Consider the following 20,391-nt stretch of genomic DNA (forward strand, 5'->3'; position numbering starts at 1 on the left):
CCCTTTGCCAAGGAGCCTTCTGCAATGACGCTTCGAATCGCTTACGTCACCAGTGGAATGGGCAGTGTCGGCACTGCCATCTGCCAGAGCCTGGCCCGCAGTGGCCACACCGTGGTTGCCGGTTGCGCGCCGAACTCGCCGCGCAAGGCCAACTGGCTGCGCGAGCAGCGCGAACAGGGCTTCGATTTCATCGCCTCGGAAGGCAACGCCACCGACTGGGCTTCGACCAGCGCCGCGTTCGCCAAGGTGCGAGCGGAAGTGGGCGAGGTCGATGTGCTGGTCAACAACTCCGGCGGCAGCCGTGATCTGCTGTTCCGGCAGATGACGGTGGAAGACTGGAACGCGGTGATCGCCTCCAACCTCAATGCGCTGTTCAACCTCACCAAGCAGGTGGTGGACGGCATGGCCACGCGTGGCTGGGGCCGCATCATCAACATCGGTTCGGTCAGCGCCCACAAGGGCCAGATCGGGCAGGTGAACTACGCCACCGCCAAGGCCGCGATGCACGGTTTCAGCCGTGCACTGGCTGCCGAAGTGGCCTCACGCGGCGTCACCGTCAACACGCTGTCGCCGGGCTACATCGCCAGCCAGGCGATCAGCAGCTTCCCGCCGGATGTGCTGGACCGGCTGGCGGCGTCGGTACCGGTGCGTCGCCTGGGCCGCCCCGAGGAAGTGGCCGGCCTGTGCGCCTGGCTGGCCTCGGATGAAGCCTCGTATGTGACCGGTGCCGACTATCCGGTCAACGGTGGCCTGTACATGGGTTGAGCCTGTCTCCACGCAAGGCGTGGACCGCCTCCCCCACGGAGTGCGCGGGGCCGGTGAACCTTCGCTTGCGAGGGGGATCCGGCCCCTTTTTGTTTCTGCATTTTCGGGACGTATTGCCCGATACATCGGCAGAACCGGTGCTATACCTGCCAACGCTCGCCGAGCCCGATGGATGAACGGCCGGAATCGCGGATCAAGGAGGTTGGCATGCGTGCATTGCTGATTGCGCTTCTTGTGGTCGCCACCCCGCCACTGGCGGCCACCCCACCTGCTGCCACTGCGGAAGAGGCGGATGCAACCTGGCGGCTCGTGGAGCGCTGGTCCTTGCAGCTGGCACGCTCTGACCTTGTCGCGCAGCTATCACCCCTGGCTCCGGCCGGCTCGCGTTCGGAAGCAAGAATGGGCCGGGGCGACAGCGCCACCATCGATCTGGCGCCATTCGTGGTCGCTGGGAGGATCAAGGGGCCCTCTGGCCAGATCTACACCGACGCGTCGGGGCGAATCATCAAAGGCATTACGCTGCGGCTGAGCGGCGCCTGCATCTCGCGAAAGCAGATGGGTCGTCGCTACCCCGACTTCAATGTCCTTTCCGTGCCGTCAGGGCATAGCCTGGACGAGTCGACGGTGTTCGGCACAGTAGTGAACGGCATCCAGATCGGGTTCTCATTCTCCGAACATGACCGCGACTGCATGGACCAGCTCAAATTGAGCTGGCCTGGGGAGCGCTTCTGATTCCCACCGGCCTACCACCATGACGAACATGTTGCAGGACACGCACCACTGCCCTGCATCGTTCGTTGGTTTTTCGTAAAGAAGGTTTCATGTTCCGTTCGCATAGTGGCCATGCACCGCGCACGCGTGCCGGTGACCCCCCCCAATGCAACGGACCACCATGCAGACCCGACACCTGACGATCGCCGTGGCGATCGCGCTCTCCGCCGCCGCCAGCGCCCATGCCGCCACCGCCGCCGATACCGGCGCCAGCACCGATGCCGCGCTGAGCGCGCAGACGCTGGATACCGTCTCCGTGATCGGCCAGGGCGAGACCCGCCAGGTGCAGCGCATCACCACCGTCGACAAGCAGGTGCTGCCGCCGGGCACCAGCGGCCAGAAGATCCTCGACCGCCTGCCGGGCGTGTCGGTGCAGTCCAACGACGCCTTCGGTGCCAACGAAGAATCGCAGACCATCAGCCTGCGCGGCTTCGACAAGAGCCGCCTCGGCTATACGCTGGACGGCATTCCGCTGGGTGACAACAGCTACGGCAACTACAACGGCCTGAGCATTGCCCGCGCGATCATCGCCGAGAACCTGGCCGGCGCAGAGTTGTCGCAGGGCATCGGCTCGCTGGGCGTGGCGTCGACGAGCAACCTGGGCGGCACCATCCAGTACTTCTCGATGGACCCGTCCACCGAATTCGGTGGACGCGCCAGCGTCACCGTGGGTGACAACAACCAGCGTCGCGGCTACCTGCGCGTGGATACAGGCGACATCAATGGTTTCTCGGCCTACGTGTCCGGCGTGCACCAGGACCAGGACATGTGGGCCGCGCCGTACCAGAACCAGACCACCCGCCAGTTCAACGCCAAGGCCGTGTGGAATGTCGGCGACCACCGCTTCGGTGCGTTCGTGGCGACCTCGCGCGCCAGCCAGGCCAACTACGCCTACCTGTCCAAGGACATGCTGGCACGTGGCCTGGGCTACGACTGGAACATCTATGCGCCGGACTGGGATCGCGCTGTCGCTGCCGCGTACTGCGCACCGGGCACCTACAACAAGGCACGCTGCAAGTTCAGCGGCGGCGTCAACAGCATCGACGATGCCTACTACCAGAGCCGCGCGCTGCGCGACGACAACCTCTATTCGGTCGATGCCGACCTGCGCCTGGGCGAGCAGGGCCGCCTGAAGCTGCTGGCCTACCACCACGACAACCGTGGCCAGGGCCACTGGTGGGCACCGGGCCAGCCGTCCTACCCGGGTACCGACAAGATGCTGCCGATCTCGATCCGCAGCACCAACTACACGATCAACCGCGATGGCCTGACCGCCGCGCTGTCGTGGACGGTGGGCATCCACGAACTGGAAGCCGGCCTGTGGTACGAGCAGAACGACCATAACGTGTCGCGCAACTTCTACTACATCAGCGGCCCGTTCCTGGACGACCTGTACCTGAAGAACCCGGACCGCCTGCTGTTCAACCAGGACTTCGACATCCGCACGCGCCAGTTCTACGTGCAGGACCGCATGCGCTTCCTGGACCAGCGCCTGACCGTGGATGTCGGTATCAAGAGCCCGAACACCCGCATGCGCGCCACCGCCCAGCCAGGCGTGGAAACCCGCATCGCCTCGGGCACGCTGACCGCCAAGAAGTCGGTGCTGCCGCAGGTGGGCCTGGGCTTCAAGCTCAACGCCAACAACGAGCTGTTCGCTTCGTACGCAGAGAACATCGCCGCCTTCGTCGGTGGCGGCAGCGGTGGCCCGTTGCAGGTGTCGCCGGAATCGTTCGCGGCCAGCGCCGGCCTGGAGCCGGAGAAGTCCAAGAGCCTTGAAGCCGGCTTCCGTACCTTCGGCGAGAAGTACCAGGCCTCGATCGCCGCCTACAACGTGAAGTTCGACAACCGCCTGCTGTCGCTGAACCCGTGCTCGAGCATCGAAGTCGGCACGCGTCCGGAGTGCGTGACGCGCTTCATCAACGTCGGTTCGGTGAAGAGCCACGGTGCGGAGCTGACCTTCATCCTCAAGCCGATCGACGGCCTGCAGTGGTACAACGCGCTGTCCTGGAACAAGACCACCTACGAGGATGACTACACCTCGGGCGGCGCGATCGTGCCGGTGGCCGGCAAGATCACGGTGGATACGCCGCAGCGCATGGCCTCCAGCGAGATCAGCTGGAACCGCGATGGCTTCTTCGCCAGCCTGCGCGCCAAGTACACCGGCAAGCGCTACTACACCTACACCAACGACCAGTCGGTGCCGGGCGTGACCACCTTCGACGCCGGTGCGGGCTACGACTTCGGCCCGGGCCTTGGCCTGCGCAACGTGCGGGTGTCGTTGAACGCGACCAACCTGACCAACAAGCGCTATGCCGGCCAGCTGAGTTCGTTCGCGCCGACCGATCCGAAGGGCACGCGGTATGCGATCCATGCGAGCGCGCCGCGGCAGCTGTTCATGACGGTGGCGGCGGAGTTCTAAATCGAAAGCGTTGCCCCGCGGCGTCTTGATTACCGCTGCGGGGCAGGGCCGGATGAGCAGGCGCAGGACACGCCGTAAACCCATCCATGGGGGCTCGATGGCGCCATCCATGGCGCCAACGGTCCTGCGCCTGCCCATCCGACCCTGCTCGACGGTTTCCCGCGCCACGGTGCGGAGGGCAAAGAAGAGCAAGAGCAAAGAGCCGGGCATTGCCCGGCTCTTTGCTATTCAAGCTTTTCAAGCGCAATCCCTTCGGCGCGGTGATGTGCTGCCGCCCGCGCGGGAAACTGTCTGGCGGCGGTGGCGCACCCTGGCCAGGACCGTGAGGCGCATGGATGCGCCGATCGAGCCCCCATGGATGGGTTCACGGCGTGTCCTGGCCAGGGTGCGCCACCGCCGCCCAGCGATATCAATCGAGGCGCCAGCGCATCATCCCGCCAACGCCTTTCATTCCGGCGCCAGCTGGTCCATCCGTATCCGGTTGGCGAACAGCGAAAACGCCAGCATGCCGGCCAGGCCGTTCGCCCGGCTCACCCAGTGCGGCAGCCAGCGCGGCGGCTTCAGCACACCCGCTTCGAACAGCGGCGCGAACGCGATCGCATCGGCCAGGCTCATCTTGCCGGCAAACAACCAGCGGCAGACCTGCAGGCGGTCCTCGGCCAACATGTGGCGGAAGAAGGTATGCACCGACACCAGGCCGCGCAGGTACACCGTGTCCTTGGTGAAGGCCAGGCCGCCACTCGGCGGCACCCCACGGAACACGCGCTGTGCCGACGCAAAGCTCTCTTCGGCGTTCTGCCCGGCATCGCAGAAGTAGCGGAACACCTCGATGAAGTCGGCGCCTTCGCGGGCCATGGCAATCGCTTCGGTACGCAGGCTGATGCGTTTCAGGCGCTCGATGTCGATGCTGCCGGTGATCTGTTCGGCGAAGGTAGCCAGCCCTTCCTGGGTGGCCGTCACCCGCGGCGAGGACAACGCCAGGCTGGGCAGCACCGGTTGTTCGCGGCCATTCAAGGCGGTCAGCGAATGCACCAGCGCTTCGTGGTGGAACAGCTGCGCGCGGTCGTAGGCACTGAAGCGCGCACTGGTGCGCAGGCGGATGCGGGTCGGTCCGGCAGCGGCCTTGGACACCAGCTCTGGATCGAGCTGCACCTGGATGATGCGCGATTCGAAGAACGCATCCAGGTCATTCTGCAGCTGCAGCTGCAGGGCAATGGCCGAGACCGGCACCTGCTCTTCCGGCGCCAGCAGTTCGTGATCGAGTTCGGCAGCAATCTGGATGAAGTGACGCGCCGCTTCGCGCGTGCTCGGGCCATTGCCTGGCAACGGCTGCTCGGGCGCGCCGAACAACTGCACCGAACAGGTATCGACCGCCGCCGTGCCCAACCCTTCCAGCAGCTGCGCGGCCAGGTCCCAGCTCTGCGCCGACTGGCGCACGTAGTGGCCCAGCGGGTGAGTATCATCGCAGTCGGCGGCGATCGCAGCCAATGCGTGGCGCTCCTCGCTGAAATCCAGCCTCGGGTAATCCACCTTCGGCAGCACCGGCTGTCCACGTGCCACGCTGTCCAGGAACGGTGCCTGCAGCGTGGCCGGCCAGCTGGTCAGGCCCAGCAGGCGGATGCCCCCCACGGCCTCGACCAGGCGCGCATCGAGCGCTGCATGGTGGGCCACGTCACGGTCCAGCGTCGCGGTCGGTTCCATGGGCGGACTATAGCGCCCTGCTGTGTCCGACGCTGCGCGCCGCCGCCCGAGCATCGGCTCGGGCGCTACAGGAAATGACTCCGCCGCGGACCCACTGTAAAGCCGAGCCCACGCCCGGCTGCTGTGCTACCGCCGGCGGTTCTTGCTCGCCGGGCGGAACTGCTGGCCCTTGCCCTTCCTGCCACCACGCTCCTGCGCGGTCTCGGCCTGGCGAACCGCCAGCTTGGCGGCGGCGGCGGCCACTTCTTCCTTCAGCTTGAAGTAGTTCAGCAGGCGGCTCTCTTCGATCTCGCCGGCCTCGATCGCGGCACGTACCGCACAGCCCGGTTCCTGCTGGTGCTTGCAGTCATTGAAACGGCACTGTGCGGCCAGCGCTTCGATATCGGCGAAGCCGCCTTCCGACAGCGTCTCTTCACCGGTCGGCTTCAGCTCGCGCATGCCGGGGGTGTCGATCAGGCAGGCGCCCGTCGGCAGCGGCATCAGCGCGCGATGGGTGGTGGTGTGTCGTCCGCGCGAATCGTTGGCACGCACCGCGTTGGTCTTCATCCGCTGCTCGCCGAGCAGCGTGTTGGTCAACGTGGACTTGCCGGCACCGGACGAGCCCACCAGCACCACGGTGCGGCCCGGGCCCAGCCACGGTTGCAGCACGGCAACGCTGTCGGCATCCAGGCCATTGATCGCATGCAGCGCGATGCCCTGCATCTCCAGCTCTTCCAGCACCGCCAGCGCATCCTCGCTGTATTCGGTCTGGTCGGCCTTGGTCAGCACCACCACCGGTTCGGCACCGCCACCGCCGACCAGCAGCAGGTAGCGCTCGATGCGGCGCGGATTGAAGTCAGCGTCCAGGCCACAGACGATGAACACCGTATCGATGTTGGCCGCGATCACCTGCTGGTGGTAGTGCTCACCTGCGGCACCACGCTTGATCGCGGTGCGCCGTGGCAGCAGGGCGACGATGCGGATGCCATCGAGCAGCACCCAGTCGCCCACCGCCGGCCGCTCATGGCTGGGGAAGCGCGGGCGCTGCCATTCGGGCAGCGACTCGGCCTTGATCGATGCATCCGGGCCATCGGCCACCACGTAGTGGGTGCGGTGCTGTTCGATCACCCGTGCCGGGCGGGCCTGCGGGTGCGCGGCCATCGCGGCCTGCCAGTCGGCCTGCTGTGGCGGGCCCGGCCAGGGCCAGCCGATGGTCTGCAGGGCGATGAAATCGGGGGTCTGGGTCATCGCCGCCATTCTACCTGTGCCAGCGCCCTGCCAGCCCAGCAGTGACGGGCCCGGAGCCCTTGCCATGCAGTGCAGCAATTCCGGTAGGATGGAAGCCCCATGCCTTTTGACGGCCCAGCTCCCATGTCCACCACCTCGCCCAAGCCCCTGGCCATCCGCGAGCGCCTTTCCGAAGTGCGCTACGAAATCCGCGGAGAACTGGCGCGGCGAGCCCGGGAGCTGGAGGCGCAGGGCCGCAAGCTGATCAAGCTCAACATCGGCAACCCGGGCGCTTTCGGCTTCCGCGCGCCGGAGCACCTGCAACGCGCGATCGCCGACGACATGGGCCGCACCGACCCATACACCCACCAGCAGGGCCTGCCGGTGGCGCGCGAAGCCATCGCCAGCTACTACGCCCGCCGTGGCGCGCCCGATGCGCACCCGGACCGCGTCTTCCTCGGCAACGGCGTCAGCGAGCTGATCGACCTGTCACTGCGTGCGCTGCTCAACCCGGGCGACGAAGTGCTGGTGCCCTCGCCCGACTACCCGCTGTGGTCGGCTTCGACCATCCTCAACGATGGCCGGCCGGTGTACTACCGCTGCGCGCCGGAGAACGGCTTCCAGCCGGACCCGAGCGAGATCGAGACGCTGGTCTCTTCGCGCACCCGCGCCATCGTGCTGATCAATCCGAACAATCCCAGCGGCGCCAGCTACCCGCGCGAACTGCTGGAGCGCGTGGTGGAAATCGCGCGCCGCCACAACCTGCTGCTGCTGGTCGATGAGATCTACGACCAGATCCTGTACGACGACGCGGTGTTCCAGCCGGTCGCGCCGCTGGCCGGTGATCATCCGTGCCTGACCTTCAGTGGCCTGAGCAAGGTGCACCGCGCCTGCGGCTGGCGTGTGGGCTGGGCCCACCTCAGCGGTGACGATGCCCGCCTGGGCGACTTCCGCGCCGCGCTGGACCTGTTGGGCGCACTGCGCCTGTGCGCCAACGTGCCGGGCCAGTACGCCATCGAGGCGGCGGTGAACGGTCCGGACACCATCTCCGAGCTGTGCACGCCGGGCGGCCGCCTGTATGAAACCCGCCGCGCGGTGATCGAGGCCTGCGAAGCCAGCGAGCACCTGTCACTGGTCGCGCCGGCCGGCGCGCTGTATGCGTTCCCGGCCGTGGTCGGTGCCGCTGCGAAGGGCTTCGACGACCACGATTTCGCGCTGGACCTGATGAACAACGAAGGCGTGCTGGTAGTGCCGGGCTCAAGCTTCAACGTGCCCTACCGCCATCATTTCCGCGTGACCCTGATGCCGGAAGCTTCGGTGATGCGCGATGTGTTCGCCCGCATCGACCGCGTGCTGGCGCGGCGTGCCGAGGATGCGACCAAGGTCGTGCCGCTGAAGCCCCGCCGGTCGGTGGCTTGAGCGATGGGCTTGTCGTATCTGGCCCTAGGCGATTCCTACACCATTGGTGAAGCGGTCGCGGTCGACGGTCGCTGGCCGCATCAGCTCGCCGCCGCGCTGCGCGCGCAGGGCATCGATCTGGCCGACCCGCAGACGATCGCCACCACGGGTTGGACCACTGACGAGCTCGATGCGGGTATCGACGCGACCGCACCGCAGGGTCCGTTCGATTTCGTCAGCCTGCTGATCGGCGTCAACAACCAGTACCGCGGGCGTCCTCTGGACGAATACCGCAGCCAGTTCCAGGCCCTGCTGCAGCGGGCGATCGGCTTCGCCGGCGGTGATGCCGGCCGCGTGCTGGTGCTGTCCTTCCCCGATTGGGGTGCCACCCCGTTCGGTGCCGGCAGTGGCCGCGACCTGGCCGCGATCGAGATCCAGACCGACGAGTTCAATGCCGCCGCCGAGGTGATCAGTACCCGGCACGGCGTGGCCTTCGTCGACATCACCGACATCAGCCGCGCACAGGGCGAAGACCCGACGATGATTGCCGAGGACGGCCTGCATCCTTCAGCGCGGATGTACGCGCTGTGGAGCGCACGCGCCCTTCCGGTGGCCACGCATCTGCTTGGCGGCACGGACTGAAGCGATGGACGGCACGCCACGGAACGGCCCGCCCCTGCCCTGTACTCCCCTGACGTCCCCGCAGGCGCGCTTGATCGCCGAAGCGTTCCGCCCGGCGCAGGCCTGGGGCAGCCGCCGCGACTACTACTACACCCGTAGCAAGCTCGGCAGCGATCCGCTGTACGACGGCGTGCTGCAGCATCTGCCTGAGGACGGGCAGCCGGTGCTGGACCTCGGCTGCGGGTTGGGCCTGTTCGCCCATGTACTGCGCCAGCGCGGCGGCACCCAACGCTACCTGGGCGTGGATGTGGATGCGGGCAAGATCGCCCGCGCGCAACGTGCTGCCGTCGAACTGCATGACGTGCGCTTCGACTGCGTGGATGTGCAGGCGCCGCTACCGGCGCAGGCCGGGCACGTCCTGCTGCTGGACGTGCTGCAGTACCTGGACGCGGGCCCGCAGCAGGCACTGCTGCGCGCGGCCAGTGCGCGGGTGGCTCCCGGTGGCTGCCTGCTGCTGCGCACGCCGCTGGCCACCGGCGATGGCCGCGACCGCACCACGCGGGTGGCGGACCGGCTGGCCTGGCTGGTCGGCTGGATGGGCACGCGGCCGCGCCACTACCCCGATCCAGAGGTGCTGCAGACGACGCTTGCCGAAGCGGGATTGCAGGTGACCGCCCCCCGGCCGCTGCATGGGCGTACGCCGTTCAACAGCTGGCTGCTGGTGGCACGCCGGAACCTGTAGCGCCGGGCCATGCCCGGCGAGCGGAGCGGCACCTGTGGCATCCGCCGGGCATGGCTCGGCGCTACCGCATACGTATCAGCCGGTAGGCAGCTGCGCCTTCAGCCCGCGTTCGTCCAGCGCCTGCAGCACGCGCTCGATGATCACCAGATTGTGGCCGTGGGCGGCGCCTTCGTGCAGCAGCACGATGGCTCCTGGCCGCAGGTCGGGCAGCAAACGCGCCAGCACGCCCTCCGGCGTGCAGCCGACGCCGTCGTAACCGCGTGCACTCCAGCCCACGCGCACCAGGCCGAGCGCCTTCAACACCGGCGCCACGAACGGGTTGGTCATGCCCACCACAGAGCGATACCAGCGCACCGGATGCCCGCTCAGGGCCTGCAATGCATGCTGGCAGCCTTCGATCTCGGCGCGCATCGCAGCCGGTCCCAGCCGCCAGAAGCGGGCCTGCGGGTGGCTGTGGCTGTGATTGCCGAGGTCGTGGCCACGGCGCAGGATCTCGGCCACCAGTTCCGGCTGCGCCAGCGCACGGTCCCCCACCAGGAAGAAGGTCGCACGCGCCTGGTGGCGATCCAGCAGGTCGAGCACGGCACGGGTTTCCGGGCCGGGGCCGTCATCGATCGTCAGCCAGACACTGTTGCCGGCGTCCGGCACCCGGCTCAGTACCGGCGCGTAGAAACGGCTGTTGGGCAGGAACACCGGCACCATGAACAGCGCGTGGCTGGCCACCATCAGCGGCAGCCCCCAGTGCCACCCAGCCTGTACCCAGACCAGGATCACGGCCAGCTGCGACGCCACCAGCCAGGGCAGCCAGCGCCAGGGGCGGGCCGGGATGCGATGCAATGTTCCTGCGTTGCTCATCCCCCATGATGCCATGGGGGGTAGAATTGATGATTCGAATTCCCGGAACCCCGACGTCCATGTCCCTCGATCCCGCCCTGCGTTCGCGCATCGAATCCATCCTCAACGCCAACCGCGTCGTGCTGTTCATGAAGGGCCAGCCGTCGATGCCGCAGTGTGGTTTCTCGGCCAAGGCCGTGGGCGCCCTGCAGGACCTCGGTGTCGAGTTCGCCCACGTCAACGTGCTGGCCGACCAGGAAATCCGTGAAGGCATCAAGGCCTACGGCGACTGGCCGACCATCCCGCAGCTGTACATCGACGGCGAACTGGTCGGCGGCAGCGACATCGTGCTGCAGATGGCTGCCAGCGGTGAGCTGAGCAGCGTGCTGGGGCTGGCCGCACCGGACCGCACCCCGCCGAGCATCACCGTCACCCCGGCCGCCGTGGAAATGCTCAAGGGCGCGCTGGCCGACGCTCCGGGCGCTGCCCTGCAGCTGACCATCGACGCCGGCTTCCAGCCGAACTTCCAGCTGGCCCCGCATGACGAAGGCGCGATCGCTGCCGAATCCAACGGCCTGCGCGTGCAGTTCGACCTGTCCAGCGCCCGTCGCGCCAACGGCATCACCATCGACTGGGTGGACGACATCCGCGGCAAGGGCCTGGCCATCGACAACCCGAACGCGCCGAAGCCGGTACAGGAAATCAGCGTGCGTGATGCCGATGACATGGTGCGTGCCGGCAACATCACCCTGGTGGACGTGCGCCCGGCCGACGAGCGTGAGATCGCCGCCGTGGGCGTTCCGTTCAAGACCTTCGACGGCAACGGCCGTGCCGAGCTGGAAGCCCTGCCCAAGGACACCGCACTGGCCTTCATGTGCCACCACGGTGGCCGCAGCGCGCAGGCCGCCGAGCAGTTCCGCGCCCTCGGCTTCACCAAGGTGTTCAACGTCACCGGCGGCATCAATGCCTGGTCCGAAGACGTGGACAACGGCGTGCCGAAGTACTGATCGGCACTGAAAAAGGGGACGGAGGGGATTAAGTCGTTTGTGCCATAAACGTCTTAATCCCCTCCGTCCCCTTTTTCTTAGCCGGCAAACCCGCCTTCGGCCAGGTAATCCAGTTCTTCCGGCGTGGGGATGCGGCCCAGCACGGCATTGCGATGCGGGAAGCGCCCGAAGCGGCGGATGATGTCGCGGTGCAGTTCGGCGTACTGCAGGTATTCCTTGTCACCCAGCACGTCGAACATCGCCACCGAGCGGTCCTGGTCCAGCGGATCCTCGGAGTGCTCGAACGGCAGGTAGATGAAGGCGCGCAGCTTCGGCACCAGCTGCAGGTCCAGGCCTTCCTCGATGGCGCGCATGGCGTAATGCCGAGCCAGGCCATCGGTGGCGTAGGAGTGGGCGGTACCGCGGAAGCAGTTGCGCGGGAACTGGTCCAGCAGCAGCATCAGGGCCAGCGCCCCTTCGGCACTGCCCAGCCAATGCTCACGCCCGCGCGAAGCGGCGGCGAAATGCTCATCCAGAAACAACTGGCGGAACTGCGCGTCGAACGCATCATCGCGGGCGAACCACTTTGCAGGGCCCGCCTCGTTCCAGAATTCCACCACTTGCGCGGCAACGTCCATTACCTACTCCCAGGCCCGGACGCCCCGCGCCCGGCCTTCATCATCATTCGTCGAAGCGCAGGTGGCGGACCGACTTGCCGTTGCGCCGGATAAGCTTAAGCGCCTCGATACCGATCTGGATATGGTTTTCCACGAACTGGGAGCTGACCTTGGCATCGGAGGCTTCGGTCTTGACCCCATCGGGGATCATCGGCTGGTCCGAGACCAGCAGCAGCGCGCCACTGGGGATGTGGTTGGCGAAGCCGGCGGCGAACACCGTGGCCGTTTCCATGTCGATGGCCATGCAGCGCATCGCCCGCAGCCGCTCCTTGAAGCCCTCGTCGTGTTCCCAGACCCGGCGGTTGGTGGTGTAGACCGTGCCTGTCCAGTAGTCGTGGCCGAGGTCGCGGATCATGGTCGAGACCGCACGCTGCAGGGCAAAGGCCGGCAGGGCCGGGACTTCCGGTGGCAGGTAATCGCCCGAGGTACCCTCGCCACGGATCGCAGCGATCGGCAGCACCAGGTCACCCAGCTGGTTCTTGCGCTTGAGGCCACCGCACTTGCCCAGGAACAGCACCGCCTTGGGCATCACCGCCGACAGCAGGTCCATGATGATCGCGGCATTGGGGCTGCCCATGCCGAAGTTGATCATGGTGATGCCATCGATGGTGGCACTGGCCATCGGCCGGTCCAGGCCGATGACCGGCGCGCCGGTCAGCTCGGAGAACGTATGCAGGTAGCCCCCGAAGTTGGTCAGCAGGATGTGCTGGCCGAACTGGTCCAAGGGCACGCCGGTATACCGGGGAAGCCAGTTGTCGACGATTTCCTGCTTGCTCTTCATGGGCGGTCCGGTACGGCGGGGACCGGGTATTTTCAGCCACCCGGCTGGTGCCGTCGAGCTACCGTCGGCAGGCCTGTGAAGAAGGTCACTTGGCAAGCCCGCCGCCTCCGGGCTAGCGTCGGCGGTTGGACCAGGCTGCAAGGGGAACTGCATGGCATCGACGTTGTTGCGCGCTGGGGTAGCCCTGGCACTGCTTTCATTGAGCACGGCTCCGGCGGTGGGCGCCTCGCGCTTCGTCGCCGATCCCTACTCCAGCACCTACCAGGCCCATCCTGATGCGCCGGTACTGATCCAGAACGCCACGGTGCTGACCGGTACCGGCCAGCGCCTGGACAACGCCGACGTGCTGCTGCGCGACGGCCGCATCGTCGCCGTCGGTCGCCAGCTGCAGGCCGATGCCGGTGTCACCCGCATCGATGCGCAGGGCAAGTGGGTCACCCCCGGGCTGATCGACGTGCATTCGCATCTGGGTGTATACCCCAGCCCCGGCGTCGGCGCGCACAGCGACGGCAACGAGATGACCGCACCGGTCACCGCCAACGTCTGGGCCGAACACTCGGTGTGGCCGCAGGACCCAGGCTTCGCCACGGCACTGGCCGGCGGCGTGACCAGCATGCAGGTGCTGCCCGGCTCGGCCAACCTGGTGGGTGGCCGCGGCGTGACCCTGAAGAACGTCCCGGCCATCACCTACCAGGCGATGAAGTTCCCCGGCGCACCATGGGGCCTGAAGATGGCCTGCGGCGAGAACCCCAAGCGGGTCTATGGCGAAGGCAAGGGCGTGACCCCGGCCACGCGCATGGGCAACGTGGCCGGCTACCGTGCCGCCTTCATCGACGCCGCCGACTACATCGCCAAGAACAAACCCATGCCGGCCAAGCGCAAGGGATGGTTCGGCAGCGACAAGGGCGACAGCGCCGGGGATGCAGGCGGCAAGCGCGATCTCAAGCTGGACACGCTGGCCGGCGCCATCGAAGGCGACATCCGCGTGCACATCCACTGCTACCGCGCCGACGAGATGGCCACCATGCTCGACCTGGCCAAGGAATTCGGCTTCAAGGTGGCCGCTTTCCACCACGGTGTGGAGGCCTACAAGCTGGCCGACCGGCTGGCCGCCGACGGCGTCTGCGGCGCACTCTGGGCCGACTGGTGGGGCTTCAAGATGGAAGCCTTCGACGGCATTCCCGAGAACATCGCGCTGGTCGACCGGCCGAAGAACAGCTGTGCCATCGTCCATTCCGATTCACCCGAAGGCATCCAGCGCCTGAACCAGGAAGCGGCCAAGGTAATGGCGTCCGCGCGCCGCGCGCGCATGGCGGAGATCACGCCCGAGCACGCCATCACCTGGATGACCGCCAACGCCGCCAAGGCGCTGGGCATCGAGGGCCAGACCGGCACCCTGGAAGCCGGCAAGATGGCCGATGTGGTGGTGTGGAACGGCAACCCCTTCAGTTCGTACGCACTGGCTGAGCAGGTCTTCATCGACGGCCGGCGGCTGTATGACCGCGGCGCGCCGGCGAGCACGCCGCGTTCTGATTTCCAGCTCGGCCAGGAGGTGCGCTGATGGTGGTGCTCAAGCAGTTGGCGCAGTCTGCCGCGAAGGGCAGCCGGGCATGGCTCGGTTCTACTGTCATGGTGCTGGCCTGCATTTCCGCATCCGCATCGGCACAGGACCTGCTGGTGCGCAACGCGACGGTGCATACCGCCAGCACGCGCGGCAGCCTGCAGAACGCCGATGTGCTGGTGCAGGGCGGCATCATCCGCGCGGTGGGCAACGGCCTGTCAGCGCCTGCCGGCGCCACCGTGATCGAGGCCAATGGCCGCCCCCTGACGCCGGCGCTGTTCGGCGGTATCACCGAAACCGGCATCGAAGAGGTCTCGGGTGAATCGAGCACGGTGGACAGTTCGTTGAAGCTCGGCGAGCAACCACTGCGTCCGGAATTCGACGTCACCCTCGCCTACAACCCGGCCTCGGTGCTGATTCCGGTCACGCGCCTGGAAGGCATCGGCTTCACTGCGTTGGGCGCTGCCACCGGCGGTGGTTTCGTGGCTGGCCAGGGCGGCGTGATGCGGTTGGACGGCAGCGCCGACCCGATCGGCCCGCGCGCCCTGTTCCTGCGCATCGGCGCGGCAGCCTCCGAACTGACCGGGCATTCACGCGCCGCGCAATGGATGCTGTTGCAGCAGATGATCGACGAAGCACGCGGACAGGTGGCTGCGGACTCGCCGCACGCACTGCTGACGCCGGCCGGGCGTCGCGCACTCAGCCGCTACCTGGCCGGCCAGGGCCGCATCGTGGTGGAGGTCGATCGTGCCTCGGACATCCGCCAGCTGCTGCGCTGGGCCGCGCGCGAGAAGGTGAAGATCGCCATCGCCGGTGCCAGCGAAGCGTGGCAGGTCGCGCCGGAGCTGGCCGCCGCACAGGTGCCGGTGTTCGTCGACGTGCTGGCCAACCTGCCGGCCAGCTTCGACCAGATCGGCGCCACCCTGGAAAATGCCGCACGCCTGCAACGCGCCGGCGTGCCGGTGTCGTTCGTGCAGCGCGGCGACGCCACCCACAACGCGCGCAAGATGCGCCAGCTGGCCGGCAACGCGGTGGCCAACGGTTTGCCGTGGGCCGATGGCCTGGCCGGGCTGACCCGGGTGCCGGCGCAGGCGTTCGGGGTGGCCGACCAGATCGGCAGCATCGAGCCTGGAAAACGCGCCGACCTGGTGCTGTGGGAAGGCGACCCGCTGGACGTGGCGCACTATGCCGAGCAGGTCTGGCTGGGCGGCCGTGCGATGCCGATGCGCTCGCGCCAGACCGACCTGCGCGACCGCTACCTGCAGCGCAACGCGCAGCCCTGACCGCACACGAGGACACACCGATGGCGACACTGCGCTGGTACTTCGACTTCGTTTCGCCCTACTCCTACCTGCACTGGCAGAAGCTGAAGCAGCTGCCGCAGTTCGCGCAGATCCAGACCGTGCCGATCGCCTTCGGTGCGGTGCTGCATCACCTGGGCAACCTCGGGCCGGCCGAGATTCCGGCCAAGCGCCGCTTCATCTACCGCCAGCTGCTGTGGACCGCACAGGCCGAGGGAACACCGCTGCGGTTCCCGCCCGGCCATCCGTTCAACCCGCTGTCCGCCCTGCGCCTGTGCCTGGCCGCCGGTTCCAGCGTGCAGGCGGTGGACGTACTGTTCGACTGGATCTGGCGCGACGGCAACGCGGCCGACAGCGCCGAAGCCCTGCGCGAACCCGGCGCACGGCTGGGCATCGAGGATGTCGCATCCGCCATTGCCGGGCCTGCAGTGAAGGAGCAGCTGCGGCGCAACACGGAGGTCGCGATCGCGGCCGGCGTGTTCGGGGTCCCCACCCTGGCCATCGGCGACGACCTGTTCTGGGGCAACGACGCGCATCCGCTGATGGCGGCGGTGCTGGCCGATCCGGGCCTGCTGCGGCAGCCCGAATGGCAGCGCTTGGCCAACCTGCCGGTGGCGGTGCAGCGCAGTCGCTGAACAGGGCGTGGCGCGTTTCCCTCGCGCGCCGGGCTGGGATTTGAGATAGATTTCACGTTTCCGAACCTACAACCGCCCTGGAGGGGGAGCCGCGGATGCGCATCGGAATCGTCGTCGACTCGGCCTGCGACCTGCCGCCGGACTTCATCGCCACACACAACATCGTGCTGCTGCCGATCACCGTACGGATCGGCGAAGCCGTGCTGGCCGATCACCGCGATGAGCAGGCCACGCTGAGCTTCCTGCACGCGCACGTGGCCGAGCACGGCGCGGAGGCGGAAACCATCCCCTTCAGCGTCAACCAGATCCGCGACCTGTTCCTGCAGCAGCTGGTGATCGACTACGACCACGTGTTCTGCATGACCATCACCAAGACCCGCAGCCCGATCCATGACAACGCACTGCAGGCCAGCTTCGCCATCCTCAACGACTACAAGCCGGTGCGTCAGGCAGCGGGCTACAACTCGCCGTTCGCGCTGCGCGTGCTCGACACCCAGAACCTGTTCGCTGCCCAGGCGGTGACCGCGGTGGAAGCCGTGCGTCTGCGCGACAGCAATGCCAGCGTGCAGCAGATCCGTGAGCGGCTGGAGGAACTGGCCAGCAACGTGCACGGCTACATGGTCACCCGTGACCTGTACTACATGCGCGCGCGTGCGCGGCACAAGGGCGACCGCAGTGTCGGCCTGCTCAGCGCCGCGCTGGGCAGCGCACTGGACATCAAGCCGGTGCTGCATGGCTACCGCGGCGAGACCGGGCCGGTGGCCAAGATCAAGGGCTTCGACAACGCCGTGCAGAAGCTTTTCGCGGTGGTCGGCCAACGTGTGCGTGCCGGGCTGATGACACCGACGGTGTGCGTCAGCTACGGCGGTGAGCTGGACGAGCTGCGCACCCTGCCCGGCTACGCCCAGTTGAAGGAGGTCTGCGCCACCCATGGCGTGGCCGTGTACGAATCGGTGATGAGCCTGACCGGCATGGTCAATGTCGGCAAGGGCGCGGTCACCGTGGGCTTTGCCGATGGGCCACATCGGTTTGAATGAAGGCCAACCGTGGCTGGAATCTGCACATCGATTCCACCACGACTGTGCCAGCCTTGCCGCACTTCAAGGAGAACTCCATGCCTGCGCAGTACCACATCAGCTTGCCCGATCCCTCCAAGGCCCGCGGCAACGACCCTGACCTGTCCTTCCATTCGCAGGGCGCCGCCGGCTTCGCCGAGGAACTGCAGGACGCGCTGCGCAGCGGCGCGCTGTTCGAGCGCTGGAAGGCCAAGCAACCCGACCCGGATGCGGTGGAACCGCAATGGGGCGTGACCGATCCGGATGCCACCGTAACCGGCGAACAGAAGGATCTGCGCATCAACCTGGTGGCGACCACCCGCATCGACAGCGACGTGTTCAAGCAGCGCCTGCGCCTGCTGGCCGGCCACCATTGGGAACTGCGCGACGTGCGTTGAGGCACCCGCCCGCCGGGCATGGCCCGGCGTTTCCATTTCCCTACCAGCCACCGCCCAGCGCGCGGTACAGCTCCACCCGCGCGATTGCCGCCGTAGCCTGGCTGTTGGCCAGTGCAGCCTGGTTGTCCAGTGCGATGCGCTGGGTGGTCAGCACGTCCAGCATGTCGACCACGCCGGCCTGGTACTGCCGGCGCGCCGCACCGAGCGCGGTCTCGCTTTCGTCCACCGCCACGTGCAGCTGCACGGTGCGCTGCTGTTCGGCGGCGTAGCCATCGATGGCGTCGTCCACTTCATGCCAGGCCTGCAGCACCGTGCGCTGGAACTGCAGCGACGACTGTTGCTGCTGCAGCTTGCTCAACGCGAGGTTGGCCTTGAGCCTGCCGCCCTGGAAGATCGGCAGGCTGATCGACGGCCCGATGCTGAAACGGTGTGCGTTCCAGCCATCCAGATCATCCAGCTGCTTGGCCTGGAAGCCAGCGTCGCCATTCAAGGTGATACGCGGCAGGAAACTGGCCTTGGCCACGCCGATGCCGGCCGTTGCGGCATGCAACGCCGCTTCGGCGCGACGGATGTCAGGGCGACGCTCGGCCAGTTCGCTGGGCAGCCCCACCGCCACGGCCGGCAGTGCGGGCCAGTCACGGCATGCATTCTGCAGCTGCGCATCCAGTGCCTGCGGAGGCTGCGCCAGCAGGAACGCCAGTGCATTGCGCAGCTGCGATTCACGATGCCGCAGCGGCGCGATGCGTGCCTGCAGCGATGCCACCTGCGCGGACGCGCTGGACACCTGCAGCGTGCTGGCCACGCCCTGGCGTTGGCGTGCTTCGGTCAGGCGCTTGATGTCGTGGGCGATGCCGAGGTTGTCCTCGGTGATCGCCAGCAGCTGCCGCGTCGCGCGCAGCTGCAGATAATCACGCGCGGTTTCCGCCAGCAGCGCGATGCGCACTGCATGTGCATCCTCCTCGGCCATCTGCACACGCGCATCGGCGGCTTCCACCTGGCGGCGCACGCGGCCCCACAGATCCAGTTCCCAGCTCAGGCCGATGCCGGCCTGGAACAGCCCATAGTCATCACGACCGCCGTTGCCGGACGGATCGTTCAAGCCCACCTCGCTGTTGCGTGCGCGTGCGCCGCTGGCGGTTGCGCTGACGCTGGGCAGACGGTCGGCAGCGCTGATGCCACGCGCGGCGCGGCTCTGCTGCACGCGGTTGGCCGCCAGCTGCAGGTCCAGGTTGGCCTCCAGCACCTGGCTGGCCAGCTGTCCGAGCAGTGGGTCGTCGAAGCCGGCCCACCAGGCGGCGTCCTGATCGATCGCGTTGCCCGCGACGGCCTCGCCCTGCCAGTGACTGGGCAGTTCCGCCTGAGGACGTACGAAGTCCGGCCCCATCGTGCAGGCAGCCAGGGCCGTGCACAGGCTGGCCGCGACGAAGGTGCTGCGGAACAAGGCAACTGCGCTCATGCGCCCTCCCCGGCCTCATGGCCCGGACTGTGCTTCACGCTCTGCGCGCGCGCGCGGCTGCCCAGGTCGACACTGGCTTCCACCGACATGCCGGCACGCAGCTGGTCCAGCAGCGGCTGGCCCGGCTCCAGCACGATCTTCACCGGAATACGCTGCACCACCTTGGTGAAGTTGCCGGTGGCATTCTCCGGTGCGACAGCGGCGAAGGTGACGCCGGTGGCCGGCGCGATGCTGTCGATGTGCCCGCGCAGCGGCTTGCCCGGGAACACGTCCACCTTCAGTTCGACCTGCTGGCCGGCCTGCATGCGGGTCATCTGTGTTTCCTGGAAGTTGGCGACCACGAAGGCACGCTTCAGCGGCACCACCGCGGCCACCGGTGTACCCGGGGTCAGGTAGGCACCTACGCGCACTGCTCGACGACCGACCACGCCGTCGATCGGTGCACGCAGCACGGTGTGCGACAGATCCAGTTCTGCGCGGGCCTGCGCCGCTTCCGCGCGTTGCACCGCGGCCTGCGCAGCCTGCACACCGGCGGTCAGGATGTCGGTGCGCTGGCGCGCGGTCGACAGCGCCGCCTGGCCCTGCTGCAGGTGGGCACTGGCCACGGCCTGCTTCGACTGCGCCTGCTGCGCGTTCTGCACGGTTCCGGCGCCGTCACGGGCCAGTTCGCGGTAGCGCTGCTGGTCGGCACTGGCCAGGGTCAGTTCGGAACGGCTGACATCGACACTGGCCCTGGCCTGCGCGATCAGCGAATCCTGCTGGGCCAGTGCGGCCTGTGCGTTGGCGAGCTGTGCGCGGGCATTGGCAAGGTCGGCACGGGCCGCCTGCAGGGCGACCTGGTAGTCACGGTCGTCGATGCGGGCCAGCACGTCGCCGGCCTTCACCGACTGGTTGTCCTCCACCTCCACGGCACTGACGAAGCCGGGAATTTTCGGAGCCACCAGGGTGTAGTCGGCCACCACGTACGCATTGTTGGTGCTCTGGTGGCCAGAGTCGCGCAGCAGCAGCCAGGCGCCGATGGCCAGGGCCAGTACGCCCAGGCCCAGGCCGGTGTTGAGAGTGGTTCGATTGATCGTCATGAGGG

General features: G+C 67.5%; 19 protein-coding genes. 12 read left to right on the forward strand and 7 right to left on the reverse strand.

The features are described 5' to 3' along the window. The first annotated feature begins 24 nt into the window (after window positions 1-24). The 3 genes from phbB to GOC52_RS17120 all read left to right on the forward strand — a co-directional run bounded on the left by phbB (window position 25) and on the right by GOC52_RS17120 (window position 3,955). On the forward strand, window positions 25-765 hold the full coding sequence (phbB, locus tag GOC52_RS17110; RefSeq protein WP_005419193.1) for an acetoacetyl-CoA reductase: 741 nt from the start codon (window positions 25-27) through the stop codon (window positions 763-765). A 207-nt stretch (window positions 766-972) separates the two neighbouring features. After that, window positions 973-1,497: a hypothetical protein gene (locus tag GOC52_RS17115; protein WP_191849975.1), complete on the forward strand. Its 525-nt coding sequence runs from the start codon at window positions 973-975 to the stop codon at window positions 1,495-1,497. Window positions 1,498-1,657: 160 nt separating this feature from the next. Continuing rightward, entirely contained in the window at window positions 1,658-3,955 is a 2,298-nt protein-coding gene (locus GOC52_RS17120) for a TonB-dependent receptor (protein WP_019337119.1), read from the forward strand. A 447-nt stretch (window positions 3,956-4,402) separates the two neighbouring features. Here the strand turns inward: GOC52_RS17120 and GOC52_RS17125 are convergent, their stop codons facing one another. Both GOC52_RS17125 and rsgA read right to left on the reverse strand, forming a co-directional pair. After that, a complete protein-coding gene (locus GOC52_RS17125; protein ID WP_065178327.1) occupies window positions 4,403-5,656 on the reverse strand; it encodes a flavohemoglobin expression-modulating QEGLA motif protein in 1,254 nt (417 codons plus the stop codon). A 126-nt stretch (window positions 5,657-5,782) separates the two neighbouring features. Beyond that, the gene (gene rsgA / locus GOC52_RS17130; protein WP_053443496.1) at window positions 5,783-6,892 is read right to left on the reverse strand and encodes a ribosome small subunit-dependent GTPase A; all 1,110 of its coding nucleotides are present in this window, start codon (window positions 6,890-6,892) and stop codon (window positions 5,783-5,785) included. 114 nt (window positions 6,893-7,006) lie between these two features. On the opposite strand from rsgA, the gene GOC52_RS17135 reads away from it, so the two are divergent. From GOC52_RS17135 to GOC52_RS17145, 3 genes are read left to right on the forward strand one after another with little or no spacing between them, the layout of a single operon-like run. Further along, a complete protein-coding gene (locus GOC52_RS17135) occupies window positions 7,007-8,281 on the forward strand; it encodes a pyridoxal phosphate-dependent aminotransferase (protein ID WP_010480840.1) in 1,275 nt (424 codons plus the stop codon). Window positions 8,282-8,284: 3 nt separating this feature from the next. Beyond that, window positions 8,285-8,902 carry an SGNH/GDSL hydrolase family protein gene (locus tag GOC52_RS17140; RefSeq protein WP_191849976.1) on the forward strand — a complete coding sequence of 206 codons (618 nt, stop codon included), beginning with the start codon at window positions 8,285-8,287 and terminating at the stop codon, window positions 8,900-8,902. 4 nt (window positions 8,903-8,906) lie between these two features. After that, the gene (locus GOC52_RS17145) at window positions 8,907-9,623 is read left to right on the forward strand and encodes a class I SAM-dependent methyltransferase (RefSeq protein ID WP_029379711.1); all 717 of its coding nucleotides are present in this window, start codon (window positions 8,907-8,909) and stop codon (window positions 9,621-9,623) included. A gap of 75 nt (window positions 9,624-9,698) precedes the next feature. Here the strand turns inward: GOC52_RS17145 and GOC52_RS17150 are convergent, their stop codons facing one another. Continuing rightward, window positions 9,699-10,478, reverse strand: coding sequence for a polysaccharide deacetylase family protein (locus tag GOC52_RS17150; protein ID WP_099560028.1), 780 nt, complete (start codon window positions 10,476-10,478; stop codon window positions 9,699-9,701). Window positions 10,479-10,537: 59 nt separating this feature from the next. Here GOC52_RS17150 and grxD point away from each other — a divergent pair, with 59 nt between their 5' ends. Next, complete coding sequence (gene grxD, locus GOC52_RS17155) at window positions 10,538-11,464, forward strand: Grx4 family monothiol glutaredoxin (protein WP_010480849.1); 927 nt, start codon at window positions 10,538-10,540, stop codon at window positions 11,462-11,464. Between the two features lie 77 nt (window positions 11,465-11,541). Here the strand turns inward: grxD and GOC52_RS17160 are convergent, their stop codons facing one another. Continuing rightward, window positions 11,542-12,081, reverse strand: coding sequence for a DUF924 family protein (locus GOC52_RS17160; protein WP_043400116.1), 540 nt, complete (start codon window positions 12,079-12,081; stop codon window positions 11,542-11,544). Between the two features lie 43 nt (window positions 12,082-12,124). After that, on the reverse strand, window positions 12,125-12,901 hold the full coding sequence (locus GOC52_RS17165; protein WP_010480853.1) for an AMP nucleosidase: 777 nt from the start codon (window positions 12,899-12,901) through the stop codon (window positions 12,125-12,127). Between the two features lie 151 nt (window positions 12,902-13,052). On the opposite strand from GOC52_RS17165, the gene GOC52_RS17170 reads away from it, so the two are divergent. The 5 genes from GOC52_RS17170 (at window position 13,053) to GOC52_RS17190 (ending at window position 17,851) form a co-directional block, all read left to right on the forward strand. Further along, a complete protein-coding gene (locus GOC52_RS17170) occupies window positions 13,053-14,462 on the forward strand; it encodes an amidohydrolase (protein WP_191849977.1) in 1,410 nt (469 codons plus the stop codon). Beyond that, window positions 14,462-15,745, forward strand: a complete 1,284-nt coding sequence (locus GOC52_RS17175; RefSeq protein ID WP_049411696.1) for an amidohydrolase family protein — start codon at window positions 14,462-14,464, stop codon at window positions 15,743-15,745. The genes GOC52_RS17170 and GOC52_RS17175 overlap by 1 nt, the downstream gene beginning before the upstream one ends. A gap of 20 nt (window positions 15,746-15,765) precedes the next feature. Next, window positions 15,766-16,398, forward strand: coding sequence for a 2-hydroxychromene-2-carboxylate isomerase (locus GOC52_RS17180; RefSeq protein ID WP_054172487.1), 633 nt, complete (start codon window positions 15,766-15,768; stop codon window positions 16,396-16,398). 95 nt (window positions 16,399-16,493) lie between these two features. Then, the gene (locus tag GOC52_RS17185) at window positions 16,494-17,435 is read left to right on the forward strand and encodes a DegV family protein (RefSeq protein ID WP_010480860.1); all 942 of its coding nucleotides are present in this window, start codon (window positions 16,494-16,496) and stop codon (window positions 17,433-17,435) included. A 77-nt stretch (window positions 17,436-17,512) separates the two neighbouring features. Beyond that, a complete protein-coding gene (locus GOC52_RS17190) occupies window positions 17,513-17,851 on the forward strand; it encodes a hypothetical protein (RefSeq protein WP_053443843.1) in 339 nt (112 codons plus the stop codon). A gap of 40 nt (window positions 17,852-17,891) precedes the next feature. Here GOC52_RS17190 and GOC52_RS17195 read toward each other — a convergent pair whose 3' ends face one another. Together GOC52_RS17195 and GOC52_RS17200 are read right to left on the reverse strand one after the other, a co-directional pair. After that, complete coding sequence (locus GOC52_RS17195; RefSeq protein WP_100446719.1) at window positions 17,892-19,307, reverse strand: efflux transporter outer membrane subunit; 1,416 nt, start codon at window positions 19,305-19,307, stop codon at window positions 17,892-17,894. After that, window positions 19,304-20,386: an HlyD family secretion protein gene (locus tag GOC52_RS17200; protein ID WP_191849980.1), complete on the reverse strand. Its 1,083-nt coding sequence runs from the start codon at window positions 20,384-20,386 to the stop codon at window positions 19,304-19,306. The genes GOC52_RS17195 and GOC52_RS17200 overlap by 4 nt, the downstream gene beginning before the upstream one ends. Window positions 20,387-20,391 lie beyond the last annotated feature (5 nt).

Source organism: Stenotrophomonas sp. SXG-1 (assembly GCF_014083965.1).
Classification (GTDB): domain Bacteria; phylum Pseudomonadota; class Gammaproteobacteria; order Xanthomonadales; family Xanthomonadaceae; genus Stenotrophomonas; species Stenotrophomonas geniculata.

What these genes read in the sequence shown, in the direction of transcription:
- phbB (WP_005419193.1), top strand. Translation starts at nt 25, where the DNA reads ATGACGCTTCGAATCGCTTACGTCACCAGTGGAATGGGCAGTGTCGGC.
- GOC52_RS17115 (WP_191849975.1), top strand. Translation starts at nt 973, where the DNA reads ATGCGTGCATTGCTGATTGCGCTTCTTGTGGTCGCCACCCCGCCACTG.
- GOC52_RS17120 (WP_019337119.1), top strand. Translation starts at nt 1,658, where the DNA reads ATGCAGACCCGACACCTGACGATCGCCGTGGCGATCGCGCTCTCCGCC.
- GOC52_RS17125 (WP_065178327.1), bottom strand. Translation starts at nt 5,656, where the DNA reads ATGGAACCGACCGCGACGCTGGACCGTGACGTGGCCCACCATGCAGCG.
- rsgA (WP_053443496.1), bottom strand. Translation starts at nt 6,892, where the DNA reads ATGGCGGCGATGACCCAGACCCCCGATTTCATCGCCCTGCAGACCATC.
- GOC52_RS17135 (WP_010480840.1), top strand. Translation starts at nt 7,007, where the DNA reads ATGTCCACCACCTCGCCCAAGCCCCTGGCCATCCGCGAGCGCCTTTCC.
- GOC52_RS17140 (WP_191849976.1), top strand. Translation starts at nt 8,285, where the DNA reads ATGGGCTTGTCGTATCTGGCCCTAGGCGATTCCTACACCATTGGTGAA.
- GOC52_RS17145 (WP_029379711.1), top strand. Translation starts at nt 8,907, where the DNA reads ATGGACGGCACGCCACGGAACGGCCCGCCCCTGCCCTGTACTCCCCTG.
- GOC52_RS17150 (WP_099560028.1), bottom strand. Translation starts at nt 10,478, where the DNA reads ATGAGCAACGCAGGAACATTGCATCGCATCCCGGCCCGCCCCTGGCGC.
- grxD (WP_010480849.1), top strand. Translation starts at nt 10,538, where the DNA reads ATGTCCCTCGATCCCGCCCTGCGTTCGCGCATCGAATCCATCCTCAAC.
- GOC52_RS17160 (WP_043400116.1), bottom strand. Translation starts at nt 12,081, where the DNA reads ATGGACGTTGCCGCGCAAGTGGTGGAATTCTGGAACGAGGCGGGCCCT.
- GOC52_RS17165 (WP_010480853.1), bottom strand. Translation starts at nt 12,901, where the DNA reads ATGAAGAGCAAGCAGGAAATCGTCGACAACTGGCTTCCCCGGTATACC.
- GOC52_RS17170 (WP_191849977.1), top strand. Translation starts at nt 13,053, where the DNA reads ATGGCATCGACGTTGTTGCGCGCTGGGGTAGCCCTGGCACTGCTTTCA.
- GOC52_RS17175 (WP_049411696.1), top strand. Translation starts at nt 14,462, where the DNA reads ATGGTGGTGCTCAAGCAGTTGGCGCAGTCTGCCGCGAAGGGCAGCCGG.
- GOC52_RS17180 (WP_054172487.1), top strand. Translation starts at nt 15,766, where the DNA reads ATGGCGACACTGCGCTGGTACTTCGACTTCGTTTCGCCCTACTCCTAC.
- GOC52_RS17185 (WP_010480860.1), top strand. Translation starts at nt 16,494, where the DNA reads ATGCGCATCGGAATCGTCGTCGACTCGGCCTGCGACCTGCCGCCGGAC.
- GOC52_RS17190 (WP_053443843.1), top strand. Translation starts at nt 17,513, where the DNA reads ATGCCTGCGCAGTACCACATCAGCTTGCCCGATCCCTCCAAGGCCCGC.
- GOC52_RS17195 (WP_100446719.1), bottom strand. Translation starts at nt 19,307, where the DNA reads ATGAGCGCAGTTGCCTTGTTCCGCAGCACCTTCGTCGCGGCCAGCCTG.
- GOC52_RS17200 (WP_191849980.1), bottom strand. Translation starts at nt 20,386, where the DNA reads ATGACGATCAATCGAACCACTCTCAACACCGGCCTGGGCCTGGGCGTA.